Genomic DNA, 23,163 nt, shown 5'->3' on the forward strand with positions numbered 1-23,163 from the left:
TTTGGTCATTTTGGGTGGCACTTGCCAAATCGTTTTATTTAAGATATAGTGAACTTGACTAAGTTTTGGAGGCGTTTTCATAATGAAAGATATTAGATTTCAATTGCTTGGCATACCCCGGATTTTTCTTAATGGAGAAGAACAATTTTTTTCTTTTGCTAAAGTAAACGCCCTCCTCTATTATCTTGCTGTTAATGGAACTGTTGATCGTGAAACAGCCGCTAGCTTGTTGTGGGAAAATAAAAAAACACAGGTTGCTAAGAAAAACCTGCGTAATACCATTTATCAAGTCAATAAAGCACTGGATGCGGATCTCATTATTTGTCCTAATCGTAACCTATTAACCTTAAATCCTGAGATAGCTATCAGTAGTGATATCTTGAGTTTTTTAGCTTCACCAAAGACTCATCTTTCCTTATATCAAGGAGAATTCTTACAAGGCTTTTATTTAAAGAGTGGTGAGGCTTTTGAGTTGTGGCTAGCTAAGGTTCGCTTGCAGTGCGAACAACTTTACCTGAAGACCTCTTACCAAAAAATTGAAGAGGGCATGGCTGCCGATGCGGTTGAAGACACTGAAGAACACTTAAAGCAGCTTATTGAACGAGATGAGTTTGAGGAAAAAACTATCAGCTCCTGATGAGGTTATACCAAGAAAGCAACCGTTCTAGTAAGGTCATTGAAACCTATTATCAACTGTCCAACCTTTTTGATAAGGAATTAGGGATTCAGCCCAGCCCTAAGAGCCAACAAATCTATCAAGAGGTGGTTGCCAAAGACCGTAATGACCGAAAACTGAAACAGTTTTTACACAATAGAACGCATTTTTTAGGGCGAATCGATGAAATTAAACAATTAGAAACCTACTTTGCCAATTGTCTGGCTTACCGGCAAGTGGGTGCCTTGGTCTTGATTGGAGACACAGGTGTTGGGAAGCGTACACTAGCCAGACAAGTTTTAGCCAATCAAACCCAAAAATGCCACATCATAACGGCTAATTGTTTTCGAGAAGAAGCCATGGATTCTCTCTTGCCTTGGCGAAGCATTTTAGATGAGCTAGGTGCCTTGGTTATTGAGCATCGCTTATTGACTACAGAGGATTGGAAAGCTGCCTTGCGCCAATGTTTTCCACGTTTAACAGCTTTTCATCAAAAACCTAATCACCCCTTTGTGAAAGATCAAATGAGTTTGTTGGTTTCCTTTATTGTTGATATTTTCCAACACTTGGCAGATATTAAAGGGTTAGTGATTTTAATTGAAGATTGTCATTGGATGGACGAAGATAGTTTAACCCTTTTGCAACGGGTGATGAATCAGTTGACTCATTATCCCATTGCCTTTGTGTTGACCAAACATTTGGGAACTACCCCTCAATTGGCTGTTTTTTTAAATGGATTACAAAACCAAGAACGACTAGAAACCATTCATCTAGAACCTTTCAGCCAAGAAGAGAGTTTTGCCTTTATTCAGACTCAACTGGGACAAAGAACCATCAGTCAAGAGGAAAAAGGGCACCTTTATCAGGCAAGTCAAGGGATACCTTTTTTCTTATCAGAATACACACAGGCTTTGTTGAGAAATGAAAAATTTGAGCCTTTGACGCCAGCAATCAAGGCAAAATTAGGCTTGAAATTGGCCAATTTGAGTAGCCGAGATGACGAACTTCTCAATTATTTGTCTTGTTGCAGAGAAGCTGTGGCGTTAAACACTCTCGCCCAAATCATGCAATTACCTTTGGAAGAAGTGATTGATATTGTTGATGGCTTGTCTCATTTCTATATTTTAGTGGAGAAAAGCCAAGGAGATGAGGTCATGGTATCTTTTCACCAAAGGATTATTCAGCTTTACAGTTATGACCGTTTGTCCTTGGCTAAACGACGGCTCCTACATGGGCAAATTGCTAAGCGATTGGAAGAATTATTACCTCTATTGACCAATTCTCCACAGCTGTTAGAAGAAATTGCCTATCACTATCAGCGCTCCCGTCAGGTGATTAAGGCATTAGAGTACCGCTTAAATTACTTAGATGCTACGTTACAGTTTCAGCACGAACTCTTCCCGATATACTCTAAGAGACTAGGTTTGGTAGAAAAAACGGAGTGTGAGAATCATCTGCTCTTGGAAAAACAATTTAAGACAATTCGTAAAAGCATTCAAGACTTGGAAGCTAATTATGAGAATAGTCGTGATTTTCAGCAGCTTATGATTCGCTTTTCTTATTTAGAGGGGCGCTATGATATCCGATCAGGACGTTACCAAGATGGGATAAAACATATTCAAAAAGTCATTTCCTTAGCTAGGGAACTCAATTTAACTTCTTTTCTCTTGGAGGGATATCGCCAGCTCATTCATTACTGTATTCAGGTTGAAAACAAGCCTGAGATGCACTATTACACGGAACTGTCTTTAGATGCTGCTGTAGAGGCTAATAATTTTGAAGCCATTACCATTAATTTACGATTAAAAGGCCTCTACCATCTGATTGACGGTGACTTAGAAGAAGCAGAGCGATTGATTCATCAGTCAATTCAATTCTTCAGGGTTAGACCAGCTTTGCAAAATAAGTATGCTATTCAAATTGCGGCGGCTTTAGATTATTTAGCTGAAATGGAGCAGATGAAAGGACGATTTCAAGAAGCTATTCTTCTTCAAAAAGAAGCTATTTCTCTGACAGCTAATAAGCCAGCAGAATTATCGGTAAGTGTCTTTTATATTGGGCTAGGGATTTCTTATTATTACTTAGGCGACACTAAAAAGTCAGAGCGGTTCTTAAAACTAGCTAAAGAGGCCTTGAAAAATCACGTTCATCCTTGGAAAGAAACCCAGTTAGAGATGTATCTAGGACTTATTGATTGGGGGAATGGCCGTTATCAAGCTATTATTGATTTGTTAACTCATCAGGAAAGTTTTATTAATCGTTATAGTAATCCGAGAGATAAGGGGATGGTGTTTTATGTTATGGCTAAGGTTAAGTCTCACTTAATCTTAGAAAATCATTTTCTAACAAAGGAAGAGTTATCATCTTTAAGCCAACTGCTTGATAAGCGTTTTGATTATTATTATGAAAGAGCTAAAACTTATCTCAATCCTTATCGGGACAAATTACTTATCAAAGAACTAGACAGGTTAGCCCAAAAACTTTTATCGTCATAAATCTATCAAAAAGGCCCTTCTGTTTACTAACAGAAGGGCCTTTTTTTATGGGTGCTGTGCCATAATTTGCACCAAATAGAAAATAAAAGTTGCGGCAAGATTTGCGGTGTGATGATCGATATCGTGAGGAGGAGACACTTCCACAATGTCAAATCCCAAGAGTTTGCCACTGGCTGCAATATGTTGTAAAACCAAAACAGCTAGGTTAGGATCAACCCCTAGAGACTGAATGGCGCTGACACCAGGAGCAGCTCCCACCGCAAAGCAATCCATGTCAATGGTTAAGTAGACCTGCTTTTGCCCTTCTAAAAAATGATCAATGATTTGACAGACTTTTTGATAGCCCAATTTGTAGATATCTTGGCCAGTTAAAAAGGCGATGCCTTTAGATTTGGCAACAAAATCAAAGAGAAAGAGATTATTATTATGCTCTTGAATCCCTAAGACCAAGTATTTAAAGAGTCTGTCACTCGCAACCGCATCGTCAAACATTTGCCTAAATCCTGTGCCGGAGTTGGGGCCATTTTGATCATAAGGACGTAAATCAAAATGAGCGTCCAGATTGATAACAGCTAACTCTTTATCTTCTTCTGGCAATGAAGCTAGCAGTCCAGAGTAATGGCCATAGGCGGTTTCGTGTCCACCTCCAAGTACGATGGGACGCAGGTTTAGCTCTCTCATGCGTTGAATGGCTTTTGATAAGCTGGCTTGCAATTCTTGCAGGGATCTGTTTGGCCCATCAATGTTTCCAACATCATAAACATTGACCTGACTGCCTAGGTGCCAAGGGAATTTGGCTAACTGGCTACGAATGGCAGCGGGGCTTTCCACAGCTCCCACACGACCGTTATTGATGTAAACCCCTTTGTCACTTTTAAATCCAATTAAAGCAAAATGTGTCCCTTCAAAGGGAGTTAAGCTAGGGTCATTAAGGTCTAAGAAGGTCATGACCATTCCCCATTTGGCTGTATATAAGTCGTCATCGATACCCCCATGATAGTAGATGGTACTGACAGGGTAGTAATCTTCTAACATGTTATCATCTCCTTTTAGGTTTATCATAGCAAAAAGAATAAGAGAGTCAACTCTTTTTAGGTTTTTGCTAAGAAATAGAATGAAAAAAGAGTAGAAGCTGAGGCGACTCAGTCAGCTTCTACTGCCTCATAGGGATTATTAAAATTGAATAGATAGGTCGACAGCGTTTTCCACAGCAGCGAGGAAGTCAGGGTTTTCAATGACTTGGGAAGCCTTGTTGAGTTCCTCATAGATTTCAATATCTTTATCGTGGTCAATAAAGTTGACCTGTTGACGGAAGAAGTCATAAGCGATTTGAGTTCCTTTTCCAAGGGCTTGCTGATTCGTTTTGAGATCCAAAACTTGGCAGGCTGCCATGATTTCAGTGGCAACGATGCGGCGAGAATTCTTAAGGATTTCACCTGCTTTACGAGCTGCAGTTGTGCCCATGCTGACAAAATCTTCTTGGTTTTCACAAGACGGAATCGAATCCACACTAGCAGGGTGAGAGAGCACCTTGTTTTCAGAAGCTAGTGATGCGCAGGCATATTGGGTAATCATAAAGCCTGAATTTAGGCCAGGATGTTTGACTAGGAAGGATGGCAACTTGCTTAACTGACTATTGACTAAGCGTTCCACGCGACGTTCTGACACGTTTCCGATCTCAGAAATAGCGATACCAAGGAAATCAAAAGGCTGTGCCATTGGTTCACCGTGGAAGTTACCACCTGAAATCACGTGACCATCTTTACAGATAATAGGGTTATCGGTGACAGAATTGATTTCAATTTCAACCTTGGTTTTGACGTAGGCAATGCTGTCTTTACTTGCCCCGTGAATTTGAGGAATGCAACGAAGGGTGTAAGGGTCTTGAACACGCTCTTGAGTAGCAAGGGTTGTGTTTTGGCTACCTTCAAGCAGGTGACGAATATTACGTGCCGTTGCTAACTGACCGCTTTGTGGACGAATGGTATGAAGTTTTTCTTCAAATGGACTGGTAATACCGTTATGAACTTCTAAAGACAAGGTGCCAGCCAAGTCAGATAATTTCAGCAACTGGATAGCATCATAGGTGGCTAGGGCACCGATACCAGTTAGGACGGTAGTGGTGCCATTAATGAGGGCGAGGCCTTCTTTAGCCGCCAAATCAATGCATGCAATCCCTGCCTTGTCCATGGCTTCTTTTCCTGATAGGAGTTGCCCTTCATAGTATGCTTTTCCAAGTCCTAACATAGGGAGAACCATATGAGCAAGAGGTGCTAAATCTCCCGAGGCCCCTAGCGAGCCTTTTTCAGGAATATAAGGGTGCACCCCTTTATTTAACATGTCAAGAAGTGTCTCGATGGTTGATAAACGAATGCCAGAGAAGCCTTTGACTAAGGAATTGATACGGATAAGCATGATAGCACGCACGGCGTCTTCTGGCAATGGGTCACCAAAGCCACTCGCATGAGTACGAATTAAGTTTTCTTGGAGTTGGACAGTATCTTCTGGTGAGATACTGACGTTACACAGAGAGCCAAATCCTGTATTGATACCATAGACCACACGTTTGTCACGGACAATATCATCAACAATTTGCCGTGAGGCTTTAACATCTTCTTTGGCAGCTTCAGCAATGTGACAGGTGACACCATCACGCGCTACAGCTACAACATCTTCAAGCCTTAAACTATTACCATCTAAATGAATGATTTTTGTCATGGTTTATTCTCCTATATTCTTTCTTCAGGTGGAAAAGGTTGAGATCTTTTTTTTCGACCATACATGAGGAAATAAATGCTACTTGCTATAGCGACACCAACGGCACCATAGATAAAGTTTTTGGGGTTATCACCCCAAATCATCAATAAACTAATGATGACAGCAATCCAAGGGATAACAGGACCAAAAGGTACTCTAAAAACAACTTTTGCTTCTGGTTCTTCTTTGCGTAATTTCATAACGGCAAGAGCAGTTGGAATGTATTGGAAGAAACGAAAGCCAACGCTGAGAGTTGCTAAATGTTCAAAGGATCCTGTCAAAAGAAGGATGATGGCAATAGTGCTTGAAATGGCAATGGCAACTAATGGAGCCCCATTTCGATTTTTCTTAGCAATAGCTGCTGGTAATAGCCCTTCGTCAGCGATAGCAGCACCGTAGCGAGGAACCATGATAGACTCTCCCAAGTTAAGTCCTGTAATGGAAATTAGCGCACCGATTGAGACCATCCAAGCACCCGCAGGGCCAATCATTTTCATAAAGGCATCCTGAACGGGAGCGTTACTCATCATGATTGTAGGACCAAGCATTGCGATGGTACCTGCAATAATTAACATGTATAAGATGGACACGATACTGATGGAACCAAGGATAGCACGAGGCACATTCTTTTCGGGATCACGCATCTCGCCAGCGACAATAGAGAGGGTTTCAAAACCGATAAATCCATAGAAAATGTAAACGGCAGTATTAGAGATAGCCCCTAACAAATCCATTCCTTCTTCTAACTGTACAAAGGGTGTAAAGTTAGGCAGACCATTTTTAATAAAGAAGAGGGTACAGATGGAAAAAGCAACAATAGGAATTAATTTTGCAATCGTAGCCGTAATGGTAAAGATTTTGGAAGTCTTTAACCCAGCAATATTCATTAGGGATAATAAGATGACTAGGCCTATACTAAGCGGGATATTTTTTCCTTCAAAAGATGGGAAAGTAATGATAAACATTTTGGCAAATCCAGCTGCCATGGCTGCCCAAGCAAATATGGTAACAGCCCAGCCTAAGATACCCACGTTAAAGCCAACGAAATCTCCAAATGCACGTTTTGAGTATTGGAAAGCTCCGCCATTTTTCCCAAAATAGCCAGAAACTTCCGCAAAACAGACAGCTAACATGATTGTTAAGATTGCTGTTCCAAACATAACAGCAATTGCAGCAGGTCCAAGCCCCTTATAGATAGCTTGGGGTAATAGAAAGATTCCAGAGCCGATGACAGCATTGATACCATACAATGTTGCACCGCTCAAGCTAAATTTTGCTTGTTCTCTTTCTTGTTCGTTCATGTGATTAGACGCCATAAAAGCTCTCCTTTTTGTATCAATTACCTTGGTCACTTATAAGTGACAAGAAGGCATAAAGAAGCGATGTGTCATGTTTTCCTAATAGGTGCTAATAAGTGAGAAATTAACCTATGATAAGAGAGGTTCTCTCCTATCATAGGGTTTCCCAGAGTTCTGTCCAAATAGCCAATGGTTTTTGGTAGGTCTTGCCTTTTTGGGACATGTGCCAGTTTGTCTTTTGTTGATTGTCTTTAAGGACTAATAGGTGTTTGTGAGGTAAGGTTATCTGTTGCTGGTTTTCCAGTTTGATCTCAATATCTTCTAGCGCGTAAATCAAATGGATATGAGCGCTAGATTCCTCTATGTCATCTGCCTGCCAAATGGCTTTTAACTGTCCTTTGTAATGATCATCATAGATGAGGTTAACGTCTTGGCAGGTGCCTCGGCTAACCATTCGTGAACTGCCTTCAAAAGCGTAACTTTCAAAGGGAGCTAGGGAAATCTCTTTTGAGTGACTGAGATCACTTAAGATAATGGTTTTATCTAAAGGCATCAAGAGTCGGTGGTAATCCTCTAAGAGGGTAAAGGTGGTTTGCCTAAGGGCGACAGTGGCAGTAGAGAGACGATAAGCGAAATGACCTGGCTTATAATGCCCCTTTTCTGGGTAGAGGTAAAGTTGAGTGGTTTTTCCTCCGGACCAGTCAGATTGGACATAATCAGATGGTCTTATTAGGCTGATATCAATCATTTCCTATCTCCTCGTCTTAATTTTAGAACAATCCTGTGATATTACTCTCCTCATCGATATCTATTTTTTCACTGGCAGGTACCTTAGGAAGACCAGGCATGGTCATGATAGCACCTGTTAGAGCAACGATAAATCCAGCACCGGCAGATACCTTCAGATTACTGATTTTAAGGGTGAAATCTTTTGGTGCACCTAAGCGTTTGGCATCATCTGAGAAGGAATACTGGGTCTTAGCCATACAAATGGGATAGTTGCCAAAACCGAGTTTTTCTAATTCAGCCATTTCTCGCTTGGCCGCAGGGGTTAGACTGATACCTTTTCCGCCATAGACTTTAGTGACAATTTTAGTAAGCTTGGTTTCAATACTATCATTTTCATGGTAAACAAAGCTAAAGTGGTTGTCTTGGTCAGCTAGTTCACGACCACCAGCGCCGCCATTTGCCCAAACGTCTGAGATAACCACATCAACATCGCGTTTTTGACAAGCAGCATAGACAGCCTCTAATTCAGCCTCGGTATCTAAGGGGAATTTGTTAATGGCAACAACTACTGGAAGCCTATAGACTTCTTGGATGTTAGCCAAGTGTTTGTCTAGATTAGGAAGACCATCTATAACAGCCTGAACATTTTCAGTAGCTAGGTCTGCTTTTGGCACACCGCCATGCATCTTAAGGGCACGGATAGTAGCCACTAAGACTACAGCAGATGGGCGAAGTCCAGACATGCGACATTTGATGTCAATGAATTTTTCAGCACCCAAATCTGCACCAAAGCCAGCTTCTGTAACTGCATAATCTCCGTATTTTAGAGCTAATTTGGTGGCTAGGATACTATTACAGCCATGAGCGATATTAGCAAATGGGCCACCGTGAATAATAGCAGGTGTGTGTTCCAAGGTTTGGACAAGGTTAGGGTGAATCGCATCTTTAAGAAGAGCTGCTAAGGCACCACCAGCTTTGAGGGCTTTAGCAGTGACAGGCTCTCCTTGGAAATTATAACCGATGATGATTTTTTCAAGGCGTCCTTTCAGGTCTGTGATTGTTTCAGACAGGCAAAGTATAGCCATGATTTCAGAAGCGACCGTAATGTCGTAGCCATCTTCACGTGGAACACCGTTGACCTTACCTTGTAGCCCATTGACAATATGACGCAACTGGCGATCATTCATATCCACCACACGCTTCCAAGTGATGCGTCTGGAATCAATGCCTAAGGCATTACCGTGGTGAATGTGATTGTCAATAAGAGCCGCTAAGAGATTGTTGGCAACTCCGATGGCATGGAAATCTCCTGTAAAGTGAAGGTTAATATCTTCCATGGGTACTACCTGCGCGTGACCACCACCTGCAGCACCTCCTTTAATCCCAAAGACGGGACCTAAAGAGGGTTCACGTAAGGCGATGACAGCCTTCTTGCCAATGGCAGAAAGCGCATCTACTAAGCCAACGGAAGTGGTTGTTTTACCTTCACCAGCTGGCGTTGGGGAGATGGCAGTGACTAAGATTAATTTACCATCTTTTTTCTCTTTTAACTTAGCTAATTGTCGGGCATCAATTTTTGCCTTATATTTTCCATAGAGGGTTAAGGCATCCTCTTCAATACCAATGGATTGAGCCACATCTGTAATAGGGCTCATTTCAACTGAATTGGCAATGTCAATATCTGATAACACCATGTTTGCTCCTTTACATCATTAAACCATTCCAAGGATCTCTTCATAAATCTGATCGGCTAAGTGACAGCCCTTGTCTAATAGAGTTTGCCCTTGGTGCTGATAATCAGAGACAAATTCCTGGTCTTTGATGCCTGATAAGTTAATCAAAACATTGAGCCAGGCTCCTTGTAAGCCAGCTTTTAAGGAAAGCGCAGCAACTCCTAAGTCACTAGCGGCATTGGTGTTTGATTTTCCAACGGCAGCTTTGGTAGTTTCAAGAGCTTCTAACATCAAGTTCATCATCTGTAAGGGGGATTTGGCAGCTTCTTTTAGAGCACTTTGCATGGCTTCTTTATGAGCCAGCTTATCCTCATCTGTTTCTTTTGGCATGTCAAAGACAGCAGAGACCAGATTAAAAGCTTCTGTATCCTTGTCAATGGCATCTAATAAGTCCTGTTGCAAGCGACTACTTTTGGTGTGAAGGTCTTCAATAATGTCTTGATAGTCGGCATACTTTTTCTTGCCAAGCGTCAATTCACAAACCATTTTGGTTAAAGAAATGCCGTTGGCACCGGATAGTGCAGCAGCAGATCCGCCTCCAGGAGCTGGCGCATCTGAGCCAAGTACCTTAGCAAAATCCGTCAAACTTAAATCAACTAATCCCATAAGACACCCCCTAGCCTAATAAATTGTTTTCTAACACTTGTTTGTGGTAATCAAAGTCTTCTACCTGTAAATAGTATTCAGCCACATCTACTAAGGCTTTAGCAGGTGCTAAGCCGATGATTTCAGAACCAATAACATTCACACCGTAGCGACGTGCTTCAAATTTGATGGTTTCAAAGGTGCGATAAAGGGAACATTTTTCAAAATTGACCATATTCATTGAGACTTGAGCAATGTTGCGGTCTTCAAGCATGAGGCCGATTCCTTTACAATATTTATAGCCACCTGATGATCCACGGATTATTTTGGCAATATTTTTAGCCACTTCCACATTGTTGGTATCTAAGTTGACATTGAAAGCAACCAGAGGCATACGTGCTCCAACAGCTGTCACACCAGCAGTAGGGTGAATTTTGCGGTCGCCATAATCAGGTGCCCAGTCTTCTTCTAAGAGTTTTTCAGGCATGCCTTCGAATTGCCCTTTACGGACTTTGGCTAAGTTTTGACGCTCTGGACGTGAGGAAGAGTCTTCGTAGAGGAAGATTGGAATCCCTAATTCACGGTTAATGCGCTCTGCTACTTGTTTAGAAATCTCGACACACTCTTGTGTCGTAATGTCTTTGATTGGCACAAATGGGCAGACATCAGTTGCTCCCATACGAGGGTGTTCTCCGTGATGTTTGGTCATATCGATATTTTCAGAAGCGTATTTCACTAACTGAAAAGCGACTTCTTGGATTGATTCTTCATCACTAACCAAGGTAAATACACTACGGTTGTGACTAGCGTCTGACGAATAATCGAGTAGTGTTACACCAGCGACACTTTTGGCAGTTTTAACAAGGCCATCAATGACGTCTTGGTTACGACCTTCTGAAAAATTTGGAATACATTCAACAATTTTTGCCATCTTAATCTCCTTTGGGGAAAGTTAGTTATCAAGAGGATAACCTTTTTGCTTCGTTTTTAGTCAAATAGGTTTTTAACAGCGGCACTGACTAGCTCATCATTGGCTAGGTAAGGGATGGTGATGTGATCAGTACCAGCATGGAGGCGATTGTACTCAATAGCGGTTTCAATGGCATGTTCATTACGTGCCCAGTTACGTCTAGCAACGCCCCCCATGGTGTCCCAAGCAATGGCTGATTTGATAATATCGTCAATACGTTCACTACCATCAAGGACCAGACCAAAGCCACCATTAATGGCCTTACCAATACCAGTTCCGCCACCATTGTGGAGAGCAACTAAACTCATACCACGCGCAGCATTTCCGGCATAACATTGAACGGCCATATCCGCACAGACATTTGAACCATCTTTGATATTGGATGTTTCACGGAATGGTGAATCAGTACCAGATACATCATGATGGTCACGACCAATCATGACAGTACCAATCTTGACTTGACGAACGAGTTCGTTAAATTTAAGAGCAATATTGACGCGCCCTAAACAATCTTGATAAAGGATACGCGCTTGGGTACCAACTACCAGTTGATTTTTTTCAGCATCGCGAATCCAGTTGTAGTTATCACGGTCTTGGTAACGGCGTTCAGGATCGATAGCTTCCATGGCAGCTTTGTCAGTAGCTACCAAGTCTTCGTGTTTACCACTTAGACAGACCCAACGGAAAGGCCCATAACCATAGTCAAAGAGCATAGGTCCCATGATATCTTCGACATACGAAGGCCAGATAAAGCCGTCTTTGTCATCATTGCCATTTTTTGAAATGTCCTTGATACCTGAATCATAAACAGCCTTCATAAAGGCATTGCCGTAATCAAAGAAGTAAGTGCCTTTTTGAGTTAAACTCTTAGTAGCTTCAAAGTGACGGGCTAAGGTATCATCTACCAATTTATGGAATCTGTCCTTATCTTCTGCCAAGAGACGAGTTCGTTCTTCAAAGCTAATATCAACTGGACAATAGCCGCCATCGTAAACATTATGACAAGAGGTTTGGTCTGACAAGAGATGAACATGAATATTATTTTCATCAACATATTCCAGCAAGTCAACGATATTACCATGGTAGGCAATTGAGGTTGACTCCTTATCTTCCATAGCTTTTTGAGCTAATTGAACAGCTTCTTCTGGGCTTTCTGCGATTTGGCTGATCCAACCTTGTGAATGGCGGGTCTCAATACGGGATTGATCGACCTCGGCTACAATGGCAACTGCTTTAGCAATCTCAGCAGCCTTACCTTGAGCCCCACTCATACCGCCTAGACCAGATGAGATGAAGAGTTTTCCAGTCAAATCACCATCATCTGCGACACCAAGTTTTAAGCGACCCGCATTCAGGAGGGTATTGAAGGTACCATGGACAATCCCTTGAGGTCCAATATACATCCAACCGCCAGCAGTCATTTGACCATAGTTAGTCACCCCCATCTCTTCAGCAATTTCCCAATCTTTCATATTGTCATATTCACCAACTAAAAGACCATTGGTGATAATAACCCGCGGAGCACTTGCTTTTGATTTGAAGAGACCGACCGGATGACCGGATTCAACGACTAAAGTCTGTTCTTCTGTCATGACTTCTAGGTATTTTTTAATCAAACAATACTGCATCCAATTGGCACAAACAGAACCAGTTTCCCCATAAGTAACTAATTCGTAAGGGTAAAGGGCAATATCAAAAGAAAGATTATTATCAATCATGACTTGCATGGCTTTTGCGGCGGTACAATTTCCTTTATACTCATCAATTGGTTTGCCGTAAATGCCTTCATTTGGACGCCATCTGTAACCATAGATGCGTCCCCTTGTTTTGAGTTCTTCCAGAAACTCTGGAATGACATCTTCATGGAATTTTTGTGGCACATAGCGTAGGGCGTTTTTTAAGGCAATTTCGGTTTGAGCTTGACTGAGACGAAAGCCCCTGTCTGGTGCGCGACGAATACCTTCTTCAAAGACAGTCTTTTCAGGTAAAACATCATCCAATTTAACAGTCATAGCTGCTGCTATTTCATTTTCACTGTAAAATGACATGGAAAATTCCTCCTAAAATTTATTTCCCCCTAAGTCTAACTTAAGCTAGTCTATAAATAGTCACCCCGAGCAAAAATCGTTAAATGCTATTGATAATTTCTCTTCTTGTCATTTTTTGACTAAAATTTGACGCTTTGAGGATAGAATGGGGACATGATAAGAGTCAGCTAGAGGCAAATGCTGTTCTTTTTAGCTTGGCTTTGGTATCTTAGTTTTAACAGTTGAATGACAGGTTTATCAAAGAACAAGGTGTTTTCCTAACAAATCCTTTGAGCCTAACAACATTACGTTTCTTGATTTCATGGAGGTTTTTATATGGTCGCTGAACGAATACTGATGCATTTTAATCAATTATTGACACCTCGTGACCCAGGTCATCCCCTTGCTGGAGAAGAAATGGCACAAGCAGAGGTGATTGAGGATGCCTATGTTGCTATCAAGGATGGGAAAATTCTGGCACTGGGTTCTGGTGAACCAAACCAGGAGCTTATAGGACCAGAAACAGATCTAATCTCCTATGAAGGGAAGCTAGCGACACCTGGTATTATTGATTGCCATACGCACTTGGTGTATGGTGGTAGTCGTGAGCACGAATTTGCCCAAAAACTAGCAGGGGTTTCCTACTTAGATATTTTAGCACAAGGAGGCGGTATTTTAAGCACGGTTAGAGCTACTCGTGCAGCCGATTTTGACACTTTGTATCAAAAATCCAAAAGACTGTTAGACTATATGTTATTGCATGGTGTTACGACAGTTGAGGCTAAAAGTGGTTATGGTTTAGATTGGGAGACAGAGAAGCGTCAATTAGACGTTGTAGCAGCACTTGATCGTGATCACACCATTGATTTGGGGTCAATTTTTATGGCGGCCCATGCTATCCCAGAAGAATACAAAGGCAATTCAAAAGCTTATCTTGATACCATTGTGTCTGAGATGTTACCTAAAGTGAAAGAAGAAGGATTGGCAGAATTCTGTGATATTTTCTGTGAGAAAAATGTCTTTACAGCAGATGAATCACGCTATCTTTTGCAAAAGCCAAAGACTTAGGCTTTAAATTGCGCATCCATGCAGATGAAATTGCATCGATCGGTGGGGTTGATGTAGCAGCCGAGCTTGAAACTACCAGTGCTGAGCATCTGATGATGGCGACAGATGAAGGCATTGCCAAAATGAGTCAAGCAGGTGTTATCGGGAATTTACTACCTGCTACAACCTTTAGTTTAATGGAAGATACCTACGCTCCTGCTCGTAAAATGATTGACGCAGGGATGGCCATTACCTTATCAACAGACAGTAACCCTGGATCATGTCCAACCGCAAATATGCAGTTTGTTATGCAACTAGGCTGCTTCGTGCTGCGCCTAACTCCGATTGAAGTCTTCAATGCGGTTACTATTAATGCTGCCTATTCAGTCAATCGCCAAGATCGTGTAGGAAGTTTAGAGGTCGGAAAAGAAGCTGATATTGCAATCTTTGACGCTCCAAATAGTGATTACCCGCTTTATTTCTTCGCCACAAACTTGATTCATCAAGTCTATAAAAAAGGTCGCTTAGTAGTTGATCAAGGACGCATTGTCTAAAAGAATTTGAAAAAGAGACTCATTAAGACACTAAAAGAGCACTTCGACTGAAGTGCTCTTTTTAACTTAGAATAGTGTGTTTTAATAAAGAGATAAATTATTGACGAATCAGGTAGTCAAAGGCACCAATCGCAGCAGTAGCACCAGATCCCATAGAAATGATGATTTGCTTGTAAGCTGAATCCGTACAGTCTCCAGCTGCAAAAATACCAGGAATATTGGTTGAACCATGTTTGTCAACGATAATTTCGCCACGATCCGTTAAGTTGATACCACTGTCTTTTAGCCAACCTGTATTTGGGACAAGTCCGATTTGGACAAAGACACCTTCAAGGTCAATATGTTTTTCTTGACCACCATCACGTTCGGTGTAGTTAAGTCCTGTCACATGGTCTTCACCAACGATATCTTTTGTGGCAACATTCTTAAGAGTGGTCATGTTGTCAGTTTGAGCTGCACGGTCTTGTAGGACCTTATCTGCTTTTAGTTCTGGTAAGAACTCAAGCACGTAGACATGCTTCGCTAAGCCAGCCAAATCAAGAGCTGCCTCTAAACCAGAGTTACCACCACCAATAACGGCAACGTCTTTACCTTCAAAGAGTGGGCCGTCACAGTGAGGACAGTAAGTCACCCCTTTGTTACGGAACTCATCTTCTCCAGGAACGTTGATGTTACGCCATTTAGCACCAAGTGCCAAAATAGCTGTCTTAGCTTTCAAGACGGCATCATTAGCCAAGGTAACTTCTACTTCCTCATTTTTAGTGATAGAAGTCGCTAGTTGAGCCTTGATAATATCCACTTCATAAGACTTAGTATGTGCTTCGATTTCTGCCATCAATTTTGGTCCCTCAGTATAAAGGGTACCAATCATGTTTTCAATACCAACAGTTTCCATGACTTGGCCACCAAAGGTTTCAGCCAGAAGTCCTGTTTTTAGCCCCTTACGAGCGGCATAAATAGCAGCACTATTACCAGCAGGTCCACCACCGATAACGAGAACATCATAAGTTCCTTTATCAGCGAAGGCTTCTTCTGAAAGAGGGCCTGAGACTTGCTCAATGAGTTGCTCAATAGTAGCACGACCAGAAGTGAATTCTTCATCATTCAAGAAGACAGTCGGCACAGACATGATGCCTTTTGCTTTAACCTCTTCTTGGAACATGCCTCCCTCAACCATAGTGTGAGAGATGTTCGGATTGAGCACAGACATAATGTTCAAGGCTTGAACAACATCTGGACAGTTATGGCAGGATAAGCTGACATAAGTTTCAAAGCTCAAAGGACGGTCAATAGTTTTGATGCGATCAATCACATCTTGGTCTACCTTAGGAGCTCGTCCAGACACCTGTAAGAGTGCTAGAATAAATGACGTAAACTCATGCCCTAAAGGAAGACCGGCAAAAACAACACCGCTATCTTGGCCTTTTTGAGTGACTTTGAAACTTGGTTGACGTTTTAAGACTGCTTTTTCAACACTGATACGATCAGACATTGATGCAATCTCTTCAATAAACTCTTTTACTTTTTGAGAATTGTCATCCTCACCAAGGTAAGTCTCTAAAACAAGATCAGATTCTAAAAGAGCAAGGTATTGGTTAAGTTGTTCTTTAATGTCAGGACTTAATGCCATGGCTTTCCTCCTTTATGGGCTAAATCTTGCCGACAAGGTCAAGGCTAGGTGTCAATGTTTCAGCGCCTTCTTTCCATTTAGCTGGACAAACTTCACCTGGATGTTTGCGCACGTATTGGGCTGCATGGATTTTATCGATCAAAGTACTTGCATCGCGGCCAATACCATCAGCATTGATTTCCATCATTTGGATAACACCATCTGGGTCAATGATGAAAGTACCACGTTGAGCAAGTCCATCTTCACCAAGAACGTCAAAGTCTCTTGAGATAGCGTGAGATGGGTCACCAATCATAGGGTAAGTGATAGTACCAACAACATCAGAGTCATCGTGCCAAGCTTTATGAACAAAGTGTGTATCGGTTGAAACTGAGTACACTTCAACGTCTAATGCTTTGAGTGCTTCATATTGTTCTTGTAAGTCACCCAATTCTGTAGGACAAACGAATGAGAAATCTGCAGGGTAGAAGCAGAAGATCGCCCATTTTCCTTTGACATCTTCGCTTGTCACGCTAATAAATTTACCATTATGGTAGGCTTGTGCTGAAAATTCAGCAATTTCTTTTCCAACTAAAGACATGTAAAGTGTCCTCCTTTTTTTAACTTAATATAGTTGTATTATAAGAAAAGAAAATGATTCTGTCCACTCATAAAACCCTTGATTTTACTGGATTTATCTGTATTTTTTCTGACAATTCAAGTGTGAAAAACATCACATTAATTAAAATCATTCTAAATAAGGCGAAAACCCTTTCATAACAAAGGTCAATAGAAATGATATTTTCTGACAAAATTAATCTTAATAACATTTTTCTTCTTCTTTGTGACGAAAAAAATTAAGCAGCCTTAAAACAAACATCCAATTGTCATATAATTTTATCTTGACGAATGATTTCTTTTAAGGTAAAATAGTTTTTGTTGTGGCGGTATAGCCAAGTGGTAAGGCACGGCTCTGCAAAAGCTTGATCGTCGGTTCAAATCCGTCTACCGCCTTTAGTATACAAAACAAACCTTGATTAACTTCTTAAAAATGTTGTTAAATCAAGGTTTTTATTTTTTACGACAGGATAAAAAAAGAGAAAAAAGGAAATAAAGTCGGTCAAAAATCGGTCAAATTTCCGAAGATGTCTTTTATTACCTGATTGTTCTTTTCTTTGAGTTTATCTAGCTGATGAGCATACACTTTTAAAGTGATGTTTAGGTTCTCATGCCCAAGCAACTGAGATATGGATATTAGGTCAACGCCCTTTAAGATTAAAAAAGATGCGTAAGTATGACGTAGAGAGTGATTACGCACAGGACGACCAACAATTTTTTTAACTAATCTATTGCAGAGTGAGTTAGAAGCTCCGCATAGCACCCTATTTAATTTGTTTTCTTTATAATGATTTGCTTTAAATGCTTTGAGCAATTTTATAGTTTGATGATCAATTGGAATTTGTCTTTTTGATTGCTCGTTTTTTGTTTCCTTGAATTCTTGAGTTTTTGAGTAATCAAATGATTTATTAATGTCTATAGATCCCTTTTCAAAGTCTATGTCATTCCAAGTTATTCCGGTCGCTTCGGCGAATCGTAGTCCAGTCACTGCTATGATGTATAGAGTAAAGTAGGAAATATACTGGTATTTCTCACTCGTTACTTTGATTAGATTAAGGTATTCATCCTCTTCAAGGAAATCAAATTCTTTTGCTCTAGCTTCTTTTTGAGATTTTACAATCGCACCTTCGGCAAAATTTGTTTTGATAAGTCCACCTCTAACTGCTACATTGACAGCCCCTTTAATTTGATAGTGGAACTTTTCAAGTGTTTCTTGTGCATATTTTTTGGCAAACTCGTTGATTATTTTTTGGTAAAAGGTATGTGTTACTTTATTAAGCTTGATATCGCCAAAATATTTTTTGATGTGTTTGAGGTTTTTAGTGTAAGTTTCCCAAGTTTTGTCGACAACGTGTGGACGTTTGTAAATTTCTGCCCAATCTTTACAAAAATCATAAAGGGTTATATCTTCATTGCTATTATCTTTGTTAATGTTTGCTTCAGCTTTAATCGCAGCAGCAGAAGCTAGAGCCTTAGTAGCGAATCCGCCCTTTGACTTTTCTCGTTTTATTCCTTGGTTATCTGTGTAGTAAATGCGATAGGACCACTTATTGCCGCGCTTCCTAAATTTTGCCATTGTTTTCACCTCATTTTTCTGTTAAAATGGGTACAAGAAAACGAGCCATTTAATGCTTTTTTCTTATACGGTTTTGCCTCACGCTCTCCTCGCTAAAATTGAGCGTGGGGCTTTTTTAGTTTTTTAAAACAAAAAAAGGGCGCTTATTCGAAAACAGGCGCTCACAGTGGAGTTGGACACTCCAAAATAATGTTTCAGTGGTAGCGAGGCTACCAAAATTACACCTTAATTCTAACATAGTGATATTTAATTGTCAAGTTTCCCCCACTGGCCAGATAATAACTGCCTTGCGAGAGCTTTATCAATGTTGTCCATGATTTCTTTGGACAATGTTATTTTTCCGACAGGGTCAAGATCGTTAATTGGTTTAGCGATTTTTAGTTTGCTGACAGAAGTGATTGAGTCCAGCTTGGTGTAGGACACCTTGTCATAATTTGCATATCTTTTTTTGAGGAAGTTAATTTTGTCTAAGTCTGATTGTATCCATTTTCGGACAGTGATGTTTGCTACGGGCACATGAACCCCTTTAGGGTCATATCTATTGTAATATTTCATCCATATATCATGATATTTATTTTCTTTTTTAATCTGAAAAAACGCTGGGGGAACTGGTAACGAGTGGTGTATCCGTTCCACTTCAGTTGTTAGGTTTAGCACATTTTGAACTGTTTGAACTGTTTTTTCGGCATCATCCATTATGCTCGTAAAAATCTCTTTGTTAATTGACAGACTCTCTTTAGAATTTTTTGATGTTAGCGGTAAGATAGTTAGCTTTCCGTTATTGGGATGATCTTTTTTATTCAGCACAATCCCAAAGTGCGAATCGGAAAATTCATTGCCGATATTTATTCCAAAATGAATAAAGACGATAGTTCCTCGTTTGTATCTCTGATATTTTTGAGATTTAATTAAGTTTTCTGTTTTAAAAATTTTAGCGCGCTCGAGTTCTTGTCTTGATAATTTGTAAAATTTGGGATTTTTCGGATTATCAGAGATATTCAATAGAATTTTCTTGCTACGGCTTAAATTTTGTTTATTCAATGCTTTACTATCCATTTCTGCTCCTGCCTATCCCTCCCTATAAATATCTACGACTTCTCCGATAGTTCTGATATTATCATCTTCAGACAAGTATATTTCTTCGTAGTTGTTGTTCAAGCTTTGAAGATACCAAGCACCACCGTAGTCACGCTTTAGCTTCTTAACAAAGTTTTTTCCGTTAATTTGAAAAATACCAATATCGTTAATATCGACCTGTGAAGTGATATTAATAAACAAAAGGTCGTTGTCTTGAATAAGTGGTTCCATTGAATCGCCAGCTACTTTTGCAATAGTATCATATTCTTCAGGAACATCACTAGCACGCAATCTAACTTCCATATGTAGGTTGTCTTCTTGAAAAGTACCGTTACCTGCCGCAACAAGACCCTCGACATAATCATTGATATAATCTTCTGTCTCCTCAAGCTTTTTATCGAACATAGAAACAACTTTATTTTGTTCTTCTAATTGTTCGTTAGCGAAGCTGAGGACTTTTTCTTGTCTAGGTTGTTCTAGTTGGTTGTAGATAGAAACGATTTCAGGTTGATTAGATATTTCTGTCGTAGTGATTTTATCTTCGCTATTAATAGGTTGTACCCCTAGTAAAAATTCAGGAGTTACTCCTAGAACTTTAGCGAAATCATTCGCTCTATCAAGGGGGAATCCCCTTGTCCTATTGAAATACCTTGATAGTCCAGACTTAGCCATCCCTACCTGTCTTGCTAACTCGCTGATAGATAGCCTCTTTTCTTTTCTTAGTTCATCAATAATTGTGATAATTTCTTCATTAGTTCGCATATTTCACTCCTTAAAAGAATTATACCACCGTTCCCTAAAAAGCACAACAAAAACCCCTGGAAAAACTTTTTAAACTTTTTTGATTTATTTGTTGACAATAAAGAACAAAAGTTGTAAACTAAAATTGTTCACTCGGGAGAACAAAACACAATACAATGAGAGGAGGATTTTTATGGGAGTTGACTATTTACGAGTTAAAGCCGAAAGAATAGCAAAAGGTTATACCCAAGACTATATGGCTGAGCAGATGGGTTGGTCTGATAGGGCACGTTATGCGAAACGTGAAAATGGAATTGTTTCATTTGATGCTGACGAATTGGCGAAAGTAGTTCACATCTTAGGATTTTCAAAAGATCAAATAGGAATTTTTTTTACAAATAATGTTCACTAAAAAGAACAAAACTAACGAAGGGAGAAAAGTGTGCCAGAAGATTTAATCAAACAACTAGAAGTTGGATCGGAATTTCTAGCAAAGACGTGTTTACATAGCAAGATTATTATCACGGTGGATGGTATTCGGCTTGTGGAAACAAAAGAGTTCCACCCAGTGAGCGGAACTCTACTAGATTAGACAATACGTGTATAAGTGTGTATTTTAGCTAATCTATGAATATTTGAGCCAACAGACCCAACCAGAACAGAACGGTATTCCGTTTGGCTTACATTGTGATAATGGTAAATAGAACCATTATTAAACTCAACTTCCAAAGTGTTATTTTCCCAACCAACACTTCGGACGTTACTAGATGAAACGTATTGACGTTGCATAACTTATCTCCTTTCCGTAATGATAATCTCATTATAGCACGGTAGGAGGAACTACACAGATAGAAAGGAAACACATGAGACCAAAGCGATATCCGTATCAAAAAAGACCAGCTGATAAGCTAGTCATTCCAGAGTTTAAAAAAAGGATTACCTTAGAAGAGTTATTAGAGTCAATATTTGATAATTATCGAAAAATTCATTTTTCAATTTGAACCTTTCCTAATTCTTCAAGTGTTTTAAAAACACTAAGTAACATTTTTTTAGCTGAATCCTCACTAATTCTCAACAATAAATCTAAGACCTGTTGTTTTTGAGTTTCAGTTAAATCGAGATTGATTTTATCCATTTCTTTTGTAACGTTTTCTCTAATAATGGGCTTTATATCATAATCAGCTAAAATCTCAAGAATTTTATTATCCATGGCTTGTCCTCCTTTCCATAATTTTTGAATACAACGGTGAGAGGTCATATTCAAATAAATTATATCAGAAAGGATATAAGAACACAATATATTGTGTCGTCAATATACAAAAACACAACATATTGAAGTTTGGATAATCTATGAAGAAAAAACTAGACAAAATTCTCATTGATAAAGGAATGAGTAAAAAAGAGTTATCGGAGAAAACAGGAATTAGTTACAACACCATTATGAATATCGGTAAAAAAGATATTTCGTTTAACAAAATGAAAAAAATCGCCGATGTCTTAGGTGTCAGCCTAGACGAATTTAGATAACAAAAAAAGTCCGACGGGAATCGGACTCAAAACAAAACTTACGAGGTAATTTTATCATGGATAGCAGATTATTACAAATGCTAGATGAGTTTGAAGCGGGTCTTATTGATCGCAAAATCAAAGTCATGAAAATGATTAACAATGAAACGGAAACTTATCCGCTAGAACTCAATAAAAAGCAAGTTAGTAAGATGTTTGGGATTGACCCTAAAACATTTGACGCAAGATTTAACAGCCACAAAGATTTCCCACGTATTGAAACGGGAGGTCGGGAAAAATATCCACGAGATTTGGTCATTGAGTGGTATCACAGAAATTGGAGTATAACATGAACAAATTAGAATTATTTTTATTAGCAACAACCGTCATCTTAGCGGTCATTGCTAGGGTGCAACACGAAGTCATCAAAAAACACAATTCGCCAGAGAATAAACGCAGAATTTTTAGGGAAGTGGCTTTAGAAAACAGCAAGAAATGGAGTGCAGAACGTTATGTCTAAATGGGAATTACAAAAACAACTACTGGAAAATGCGACAGATTTTGAGAGCACAGTTGAGGCTTTACTTGACTTAAACGAGTCTGGCGAAATATCTGATCTGGAACTCTTACTGAATTTAAAGGATAAATTCAGAAGCTATTCCAAAGAAAAAATACGCATCCTTAATGAAATTCTCAGGCTAGGAGGCGCAGAATGATGACAACTTTTGAAAAGATTATTAAGAGCCTTAATCGGATTGAGGGGGAGTTAGTTAAACCTGAAGCTGAAAGACGAGATAGTTTACCTATCCTATCTGCGCAGTTGAGTGCTATCAAGCAAGATTTAAAATTGATGCTTTGGATTGAACTACCGACGTTAAATGACGTAGAGAAATATGAAGCTCTTTATCAAGGAAATGATTTTAAATTCAGTGAAACTTTCTTAGAGCGCCAAGCGACGAGAAAAGCCTTTTGGAGACGATTAGCTAAAGAAACTTTCAAAGAAGATCAGGATAAGAGGAATTCTGTTAAGTTGGCTGAGAAAGAATTTAAAGATGCGACGATATCGTGGCGAGAATTTTTGTGGGGTAAAAAGAAATGAATGTATCACTAAAACTCCTAGGTGAAACGCAAGCGGGTTTAAATGATATTTTACGTCAGGGGGGCTCTCTTGTTCCCAAATCCAAGC

At 39.8% G+C, this 23,163-nt stretch carries 21 protein-coding genes, 1 tRNA gene and 2 pseudogenes; 9 read left to right on the forward strand and 15 right to left on the reverse strand.

Going from position 1 to position 23,163, the window contains the following annotated elements:
• Positions 1–79: 79 nt before the first annotated feature.
• Positions 80–3,150, forward strand: a pseudogene (locus STRIC_RS10035) (AAA family ATPase).
• A gap of 45 nt (positions 3,151–3,195) precedes the next feature.
• Here the strand turns inward: STRIC_RS10035 and hutG are convergent.
• The 8 genes from hutG to STRIC_RS10075 form a co-directional block, all read right to left on the reverse strand.
• Entirely contained in the window at positions 3,196–4,185 is a 990-nt protein-coding gene (gene hutG, locus STRIC_RS10040) for a formimidoylglutamase (RefSeq protein WP_008090179.1), read from the reverse strand.
• 138 nt (positions 4,186–4,323) lie between these two features.
• Positions 4,324–5,868, reverse strand: a complete 1,545-nt coding sequence (gene hutH / locus STRIC_RS10045; RefSeq protein ID WP_008090107.1) for a histidine ammonia-lyase — start codon at positions 5,866–5,868, stop codon at positions 4,324–4,326.
• 11 nt (positions 5,869–5,879) lie between these two features.
• Complete coding sequence (locus tag STRIC_RS10050; RefSeq protein WP_008089984.1) at positions 5,880–7,223, reverse strand: APC family permease; 1,344 nt, start codon at positions 7,221–7,223, stop codon at positions 5,880–5,882.
• Positions 7,224–7,359: 136 nt separating this feature from the next.
• The gene (locus STRIC_RS10055; RefSeq protein ID WP_008089902.1) at positions 7,360–7,953 is read right to left on the reverse strand and encodes a HutD family protein; all 594 of its coding nucleotides are present in this window, start codon (positions 7,951–7,953) and stop codon (positions 7,360–7,362) included.
• Between the two features lie 22 nt (positions 7,954–7,975).
• On the reverse strand, positions 7,976–9,628 hold the full coding sequence (locus STRIC_RS10060; RefSeq protein ID WP_008089713.1) for a formate--tetrahydrofolate ligase: 1,653 nt from the start codon (positions 9,626–9,628) through the stop codon (positions 7,976–7,978).
• An 18-nt stretch (positions 9,629–9,646) separates the two neighbouring features.
• Positions 9,647–10,273: a cyclodeaminase/cyclohydrolase family protein gene (locus tag STRIC_RS10065; protein WP_008089656.1), complete on the reverse strand. Its 627-nt coding sequence runs from the start codon at positions 10,271–10,273 to the stop codon at positions 9,647–9,649.
• A gap of 10 nt (positions 10,274–10,283) precedes the next feature.
• Positions 10,284–11,183, reverse strand: a complete 900-nt coding sequence (gene ftcD, locus STRIC_RS10070; protein ID WP_008089817.1) for a glutamate formimidoyltransferase — start codon at positions 11,181–11,183, stop codon at positions 10,284–10,286.
• A 56-nt stretch (positions 11,184–11,239) separates the two neighbouring features.
• Positions 11,240–13,270, reverse strand: a complete 2,031-nt coding sequence (locus STRIC_RS10075) for a urocanate hydratase (RefSeq protein ID WP_008090159.1) — start codon at positions 13,268–13,270, stop codon at positions 11,240–11,242.
• Between the two features lie 315 nt (positions 13,271–13,585).
• On the opposite strand from STRIC_RS10075, the pseudogene hutI reads away from it, so the two are divergent.
• Positions 13,586–14,850 (forward strand): annotated as a pseudogene (gene hutI / locus STRIC_RS10080) (imidazolonepropionase).
• A 97-nt stretch (positions 14,851–14,947) separates the two neighbouring features.
• Here hutI and ahpF read toward each other — a convergent pair.
• Together ahpF and ahpC are read right to left on the reverse strand one after the other, a co-directional pair.
• The gene (gene ahpF / locus STRIC_RS10085) at positions 14,948–16,480 is read right to left on the reverse strand and encodes an alkyl hydroperoxide reductase subunit F (protein WP_008090073.1); all 1,533 of its coding nucleotides are present in this window, start codon (positions 16,478–16,480) and stop codon (positions 14,948–14,950) included.
• 19 nt (positions 16,481–16,499) lie between these two features.
• Positions 16,500–17,060: an alkyl hydroperoxide reductase subunit C gene (ahpC, locus tag STRIC_RS10090; RefSeq protein WP_008089673.1), complete on the reverse strand. Its 561-nt coding sequence runs from the start codon at positions 17,058–17,060 to the stop codon at positions 16,500–16,502.
• A gap of 342 nt (positions 17,061–17,402) precedes the next feature.
• Here ahpC and STRIC_RS10095 point away from each other — a divergent pair.
• Positions 17,403–17,473: transfer RNA gene (locus STRIC_RS10095), tRNA-Cys, on the forward strand.
• A gap of 106 nt (positions 17,474–17,579) precedes the next feature.
• Here STRIC_RS10095 and STRIC_RS10100 read toward each other — a convergent pair.
• From STRIC_RS10100 to STRIC_RS10110, 3 genes are all read right to left on the reverse strand, one after another.
• Positions 17,580–18,653: a site-specific integrase gene (locus STRIC_RS10100; protein WP_008089866.1), complete on the reverse strand. Its 1,074-nt coding sequence runs from the start codon at positions 18,651–18,653 to the stop codon at positions 17,580–17,582.
• Between the two features lie 246 nt (positions 18,654–18,899).
• On the reverse strand, positions 18,900–19,709 hold the full coding sequence (locus STRIC_RS10105) for a type II toxin-antitoxin system PemK/MazF family toxin (protein WP_008089756.1): 810 nt from the start codon (positions 19,707–19,709) through the stop codon (positions 18,900–18,902).
• Between the two features lie 12 nt (positions 19,710–19,721).
• Positions 19,722–20,492, reverse strand: a complete 771-nt coding sequence (locus tag STRIC_RS10110) for a LexA family transcriptional regulator (RefSeq protein WP_008089759.1) — start codon at positions 20,490–20,492, stop codon at positions 19,722–19,724.
• A 172-nt stretch (positions 20,493–20,664) separates the two neighbouring features.
• Here STRIC_RS10110 and STRIC_RS10115 point away from each other — a divergent pair, with 172 nt between their 5' ends.
• Complete coding sequence (locus tag STRIC_RS10115) at positions 20,665–20,883, forward strand: helix-turn-helix domain-containing protein (protein WP_008090305.1); 219 nt, start codon at positions 20,665–20,667, stop codon at positions 20,881–20,883.
• Between the two features lie 176 nt (positions 20,884–21,059).
• On the opposite strand, the gene STRIC_RS10120 is transcribed toward STRIC_RS10115, so the two are convergent.
• On the reverse strand, positions 21,060–21,260 hold the full coding sequence (locus STRIC_RS10120; RefSeq protein WP_002988329.1) for a KTSC domain-containing protein: 201 nt from the start codon (positions 21,258–21,260) through the stop codon (positions 21,060–21,062).
• Between the two features lie 196 nt (positions 21,261–21,456).
• Positions 21,457–21,681, reverse strand: coding sequence for a hypothetical protein (locus tag STRIC_RS10125; RefSeq protein WP_008089957.1), 225 nt, complete (start codon positions 21,679–21,681; stop codon positions 21,457–21,459).
• Between the two features lie 140 nt (positions 21,682–21,821).
• Between STRIC_RS10125 and STRIC_RS10130 the strand changes: the two genes are divergently transcribed.
• Genes STRIC_RS10130 through STRIC_RS10145 form a run of 5 tightly spaced genes read left to right on the forward strand, consistent with a single transcriptional unit; the run spans position 21,822 to position 23,076 of the window.
• Positions 21,822–21,998: a helix-turn-helix domain-containing protein gene (locus tag STRIC_RS10130; protein WP_002995990.1), complete on the forward strand. Its 177-nt coding sequence runs from the start codon at positions 21,822–21,824 to the stop codon at positions 21,996–21,998.
• Positions 21,999–22,054: 56 nt separating this feature from the next.
• Entirely contained in the window at positions 22,055–22,330 is a 276-nt protein-coding gene (locus STRIC_RS10135; RefSeq protein ID WP_008089822.1) for a hypothetical protein, read from the forward strand.
• Positions 22,327–22,497: a hypothetical protein gene (locus tag STRIC_RS12470; protein ID WP_002988693.1), complete on the forward strand. Its 171-nt coding sequence runs from the start codon at positions 22,327–22,329 to the stop codon at positions 22,495–22,497. The genes STRIC_RS10135 and STRIC_RS12470 overlap by 4 nt, the downstream gene beginning before the upstream one ends.
• A complete protein-coding gene (locus tag STRIC_RS10140; protein ID WP_008089763.1) occupies positions 22,490–22,693 on the forward strand; it encodes a hypothetical protein in 204 nt (67 codons plus the stop codon). Before STRIC_RS12470 ends, STRIC_RS10140 begins: the two co-directional genes overlap by 8 nt.
• Positions 22,690–23,076 (forward strand): hypothetical protein, encoded by a 387-nt coding sequence (locus STRIC_RS10145; RefSeq protein WP_008089828.1) that lies wholly within the window; start codon positions 22,690–22,692, stop codon positions 23,074–23,076. The genes STRIC_RS10140 and STRIC_RS10145 overlap by 4 nt, the downstream gene beginning before the upstream one ends.
• Positions 23,077–23,163 lie beyond the last annotated feature (87 nt).

The sequence above is a fragment of the Streptococcus ictaluri 707-05 genome, assembly GCF_000188015.2.
Classification (GTDB): domain Bacteria; phylum Bacillota; class Bacilli; order Lactobacillales; family Streptococcaceae; genus Streptococcus; species Streptococcus ictaluri.

What these genes read in the sequence shown, in the direction of transcription:
- STRIC_RS10135 (WP_008089822.1), top strand. Translation starts at nt 22,055, where the DNA reads ATGGATAGCAGATTATTACAAATGCTAGATGAGTTTGAAGCGGGTCTT.
- ahpC (WP_008089673.1), bottom strand. Translation starts at nt 17,060, where the DNA reads ATGTCTTTAGTTGGAAAAGAAATTGCTGAATTTTCAGCACAAGCCTAC.
- STRIC_RS10125 (WP_008089957.1), bottom strand. Translation starts at nt 21,681, where the DNA reads ATGGATAATAAAATTCTTGAGATTTTAGCTGATTATGATATAAAGCCC.
- STRIC_RS12470 (WP_002988693.1), top strand. Translation starts at nt 22,327, where the DNA reads ATGAACAAATTAGAATTATTTTTATTAGCAACAACCGTCATCTTAGCG.
- STRIC_RS10050 (WP_008089984.1), bottom strand. Translation starts at nt 7,223, where the DNA reads ATGGCGTCTAATCACATGAACGAACAAGAAAGAGAACAAGCAAAATTT.
- STRIC_RS10055 (WP_008089902.1), bottom strand. Translation starts at nt 7,953, where the DNA reads ATGATTGATATCAGCCTAATAAGACCATCTGATTATGTCCAATCTGAC.
- ftcD (WP_008089817.1), bottom strand. Translation starts at nt 11,183, where the DNA reads ATGGCAAAAATTGTTGAATGTATTCCAAATTTTTCAGAAGGTCGTAAC.
- STRIC_RS10060 (WP_008089713.1), bottom strand. Translation starts at nt 9,628, where the DNA reads ATGGTGTTATCAGATATTGACATTGCCAATTCAGTTGAAATGAGCCCT.
- STRIC_RS10145 (WP_008089828.1), top strand. Translation starts at nt 22,690, where the DNA reads ATGATGACAACTTTTGAAAAGATTATTAAGAGCCTTAATCGGATTGAG.
- STRIC_RS10065 (WP_008089656.1), bottom strand. Translation starts at nt 10,273, where the DNA reads ATGGGATTAGTTGATTTAAGTTTGACGGATTTTGCTAAGGTACTTGGC.
- STRIC_RS10110 (WP_008089759.1), bottom strand. Translation starts at nt 20,492, where the DNA reads ATGCGAACTAATGAAGAAATTATCACAATTATTGATGAACTAAGAAAA.
- STRIC_RS10075 (WP_008090159.1), bottom strand. Translation starts at nt 13,270, where the DNA reads ATGTCATTTTACAGTGAAAATGAAATAGCAGCAGCTATGACTGTTAAA.
- STRIC_RS10140 (WP_008089763.1), top strand. Translation starts at nt 22,490, where the DNA reads ATGTCTAAATGGGAATTACAAAAACAACTACTGGAAAATGCGACAGAT.
- STRIC_RS10105 (WP_008089756.1), bottom strand. Translation starts at nt 19,709, where the DNA reads ATGGATAGTAAAGCATTGAATAAACAAAATTTAAGCCGTAGCAAGAAA.
- ahpF (WP_008090073.1), bottom strand. Translation starts at nt 16,480, where the DNA reads ATGGCATTAAGTCCTGACATTAAAGAACAACTTAACCAATACCTTGCT.
- STRIC_RS10100 (WP_008089866.1), bottom strand. Translation starts at nt 18,653, where the DNA reads ATGGCAAAATTTAGGAAGCGCGGCAATAAGTGGTCCTATCGCATTTAC.
- STRIC_RS10115 (WP_008090305.1), top strand. Translation starts at nt 20,665, where the DNA reads ATGGGAGTTGACTATTTACGAGTTAAAGCCGAAAGAATAGCAAAAGGT.
- STRIC_RS10120 (WP_002988329.1), bottom strand. Translation starts at nt 21,260, where the DNA reads ATGCAACGTCAATACGTTTCATCTAGTAACGTCCGAAGTGTTGGTTGG.
- STRIC_RS10130 (WP_002995990.1), top strand. Translation starts at nt 21,822, where the DNA reads ATGAAGAAAAAACTAGACAAAATTCTCATTGATAAAGGAATGAGTAAA.
- hutH (WP_008090107.1), bottom strand. Translation starts at nt 5,868, where the DNA reads ATGACAAAAATCATTCATTTAGATGGTAATAGTTTAAGGCTTGAAGAT.
- hutG (WP_008090179.1), bottom strand. Translation starts at nt 4,185, where the DNA reads ATGTTAGAAGATTACTACCCTGTCAGTACCATCTACTATCATGGGGGT.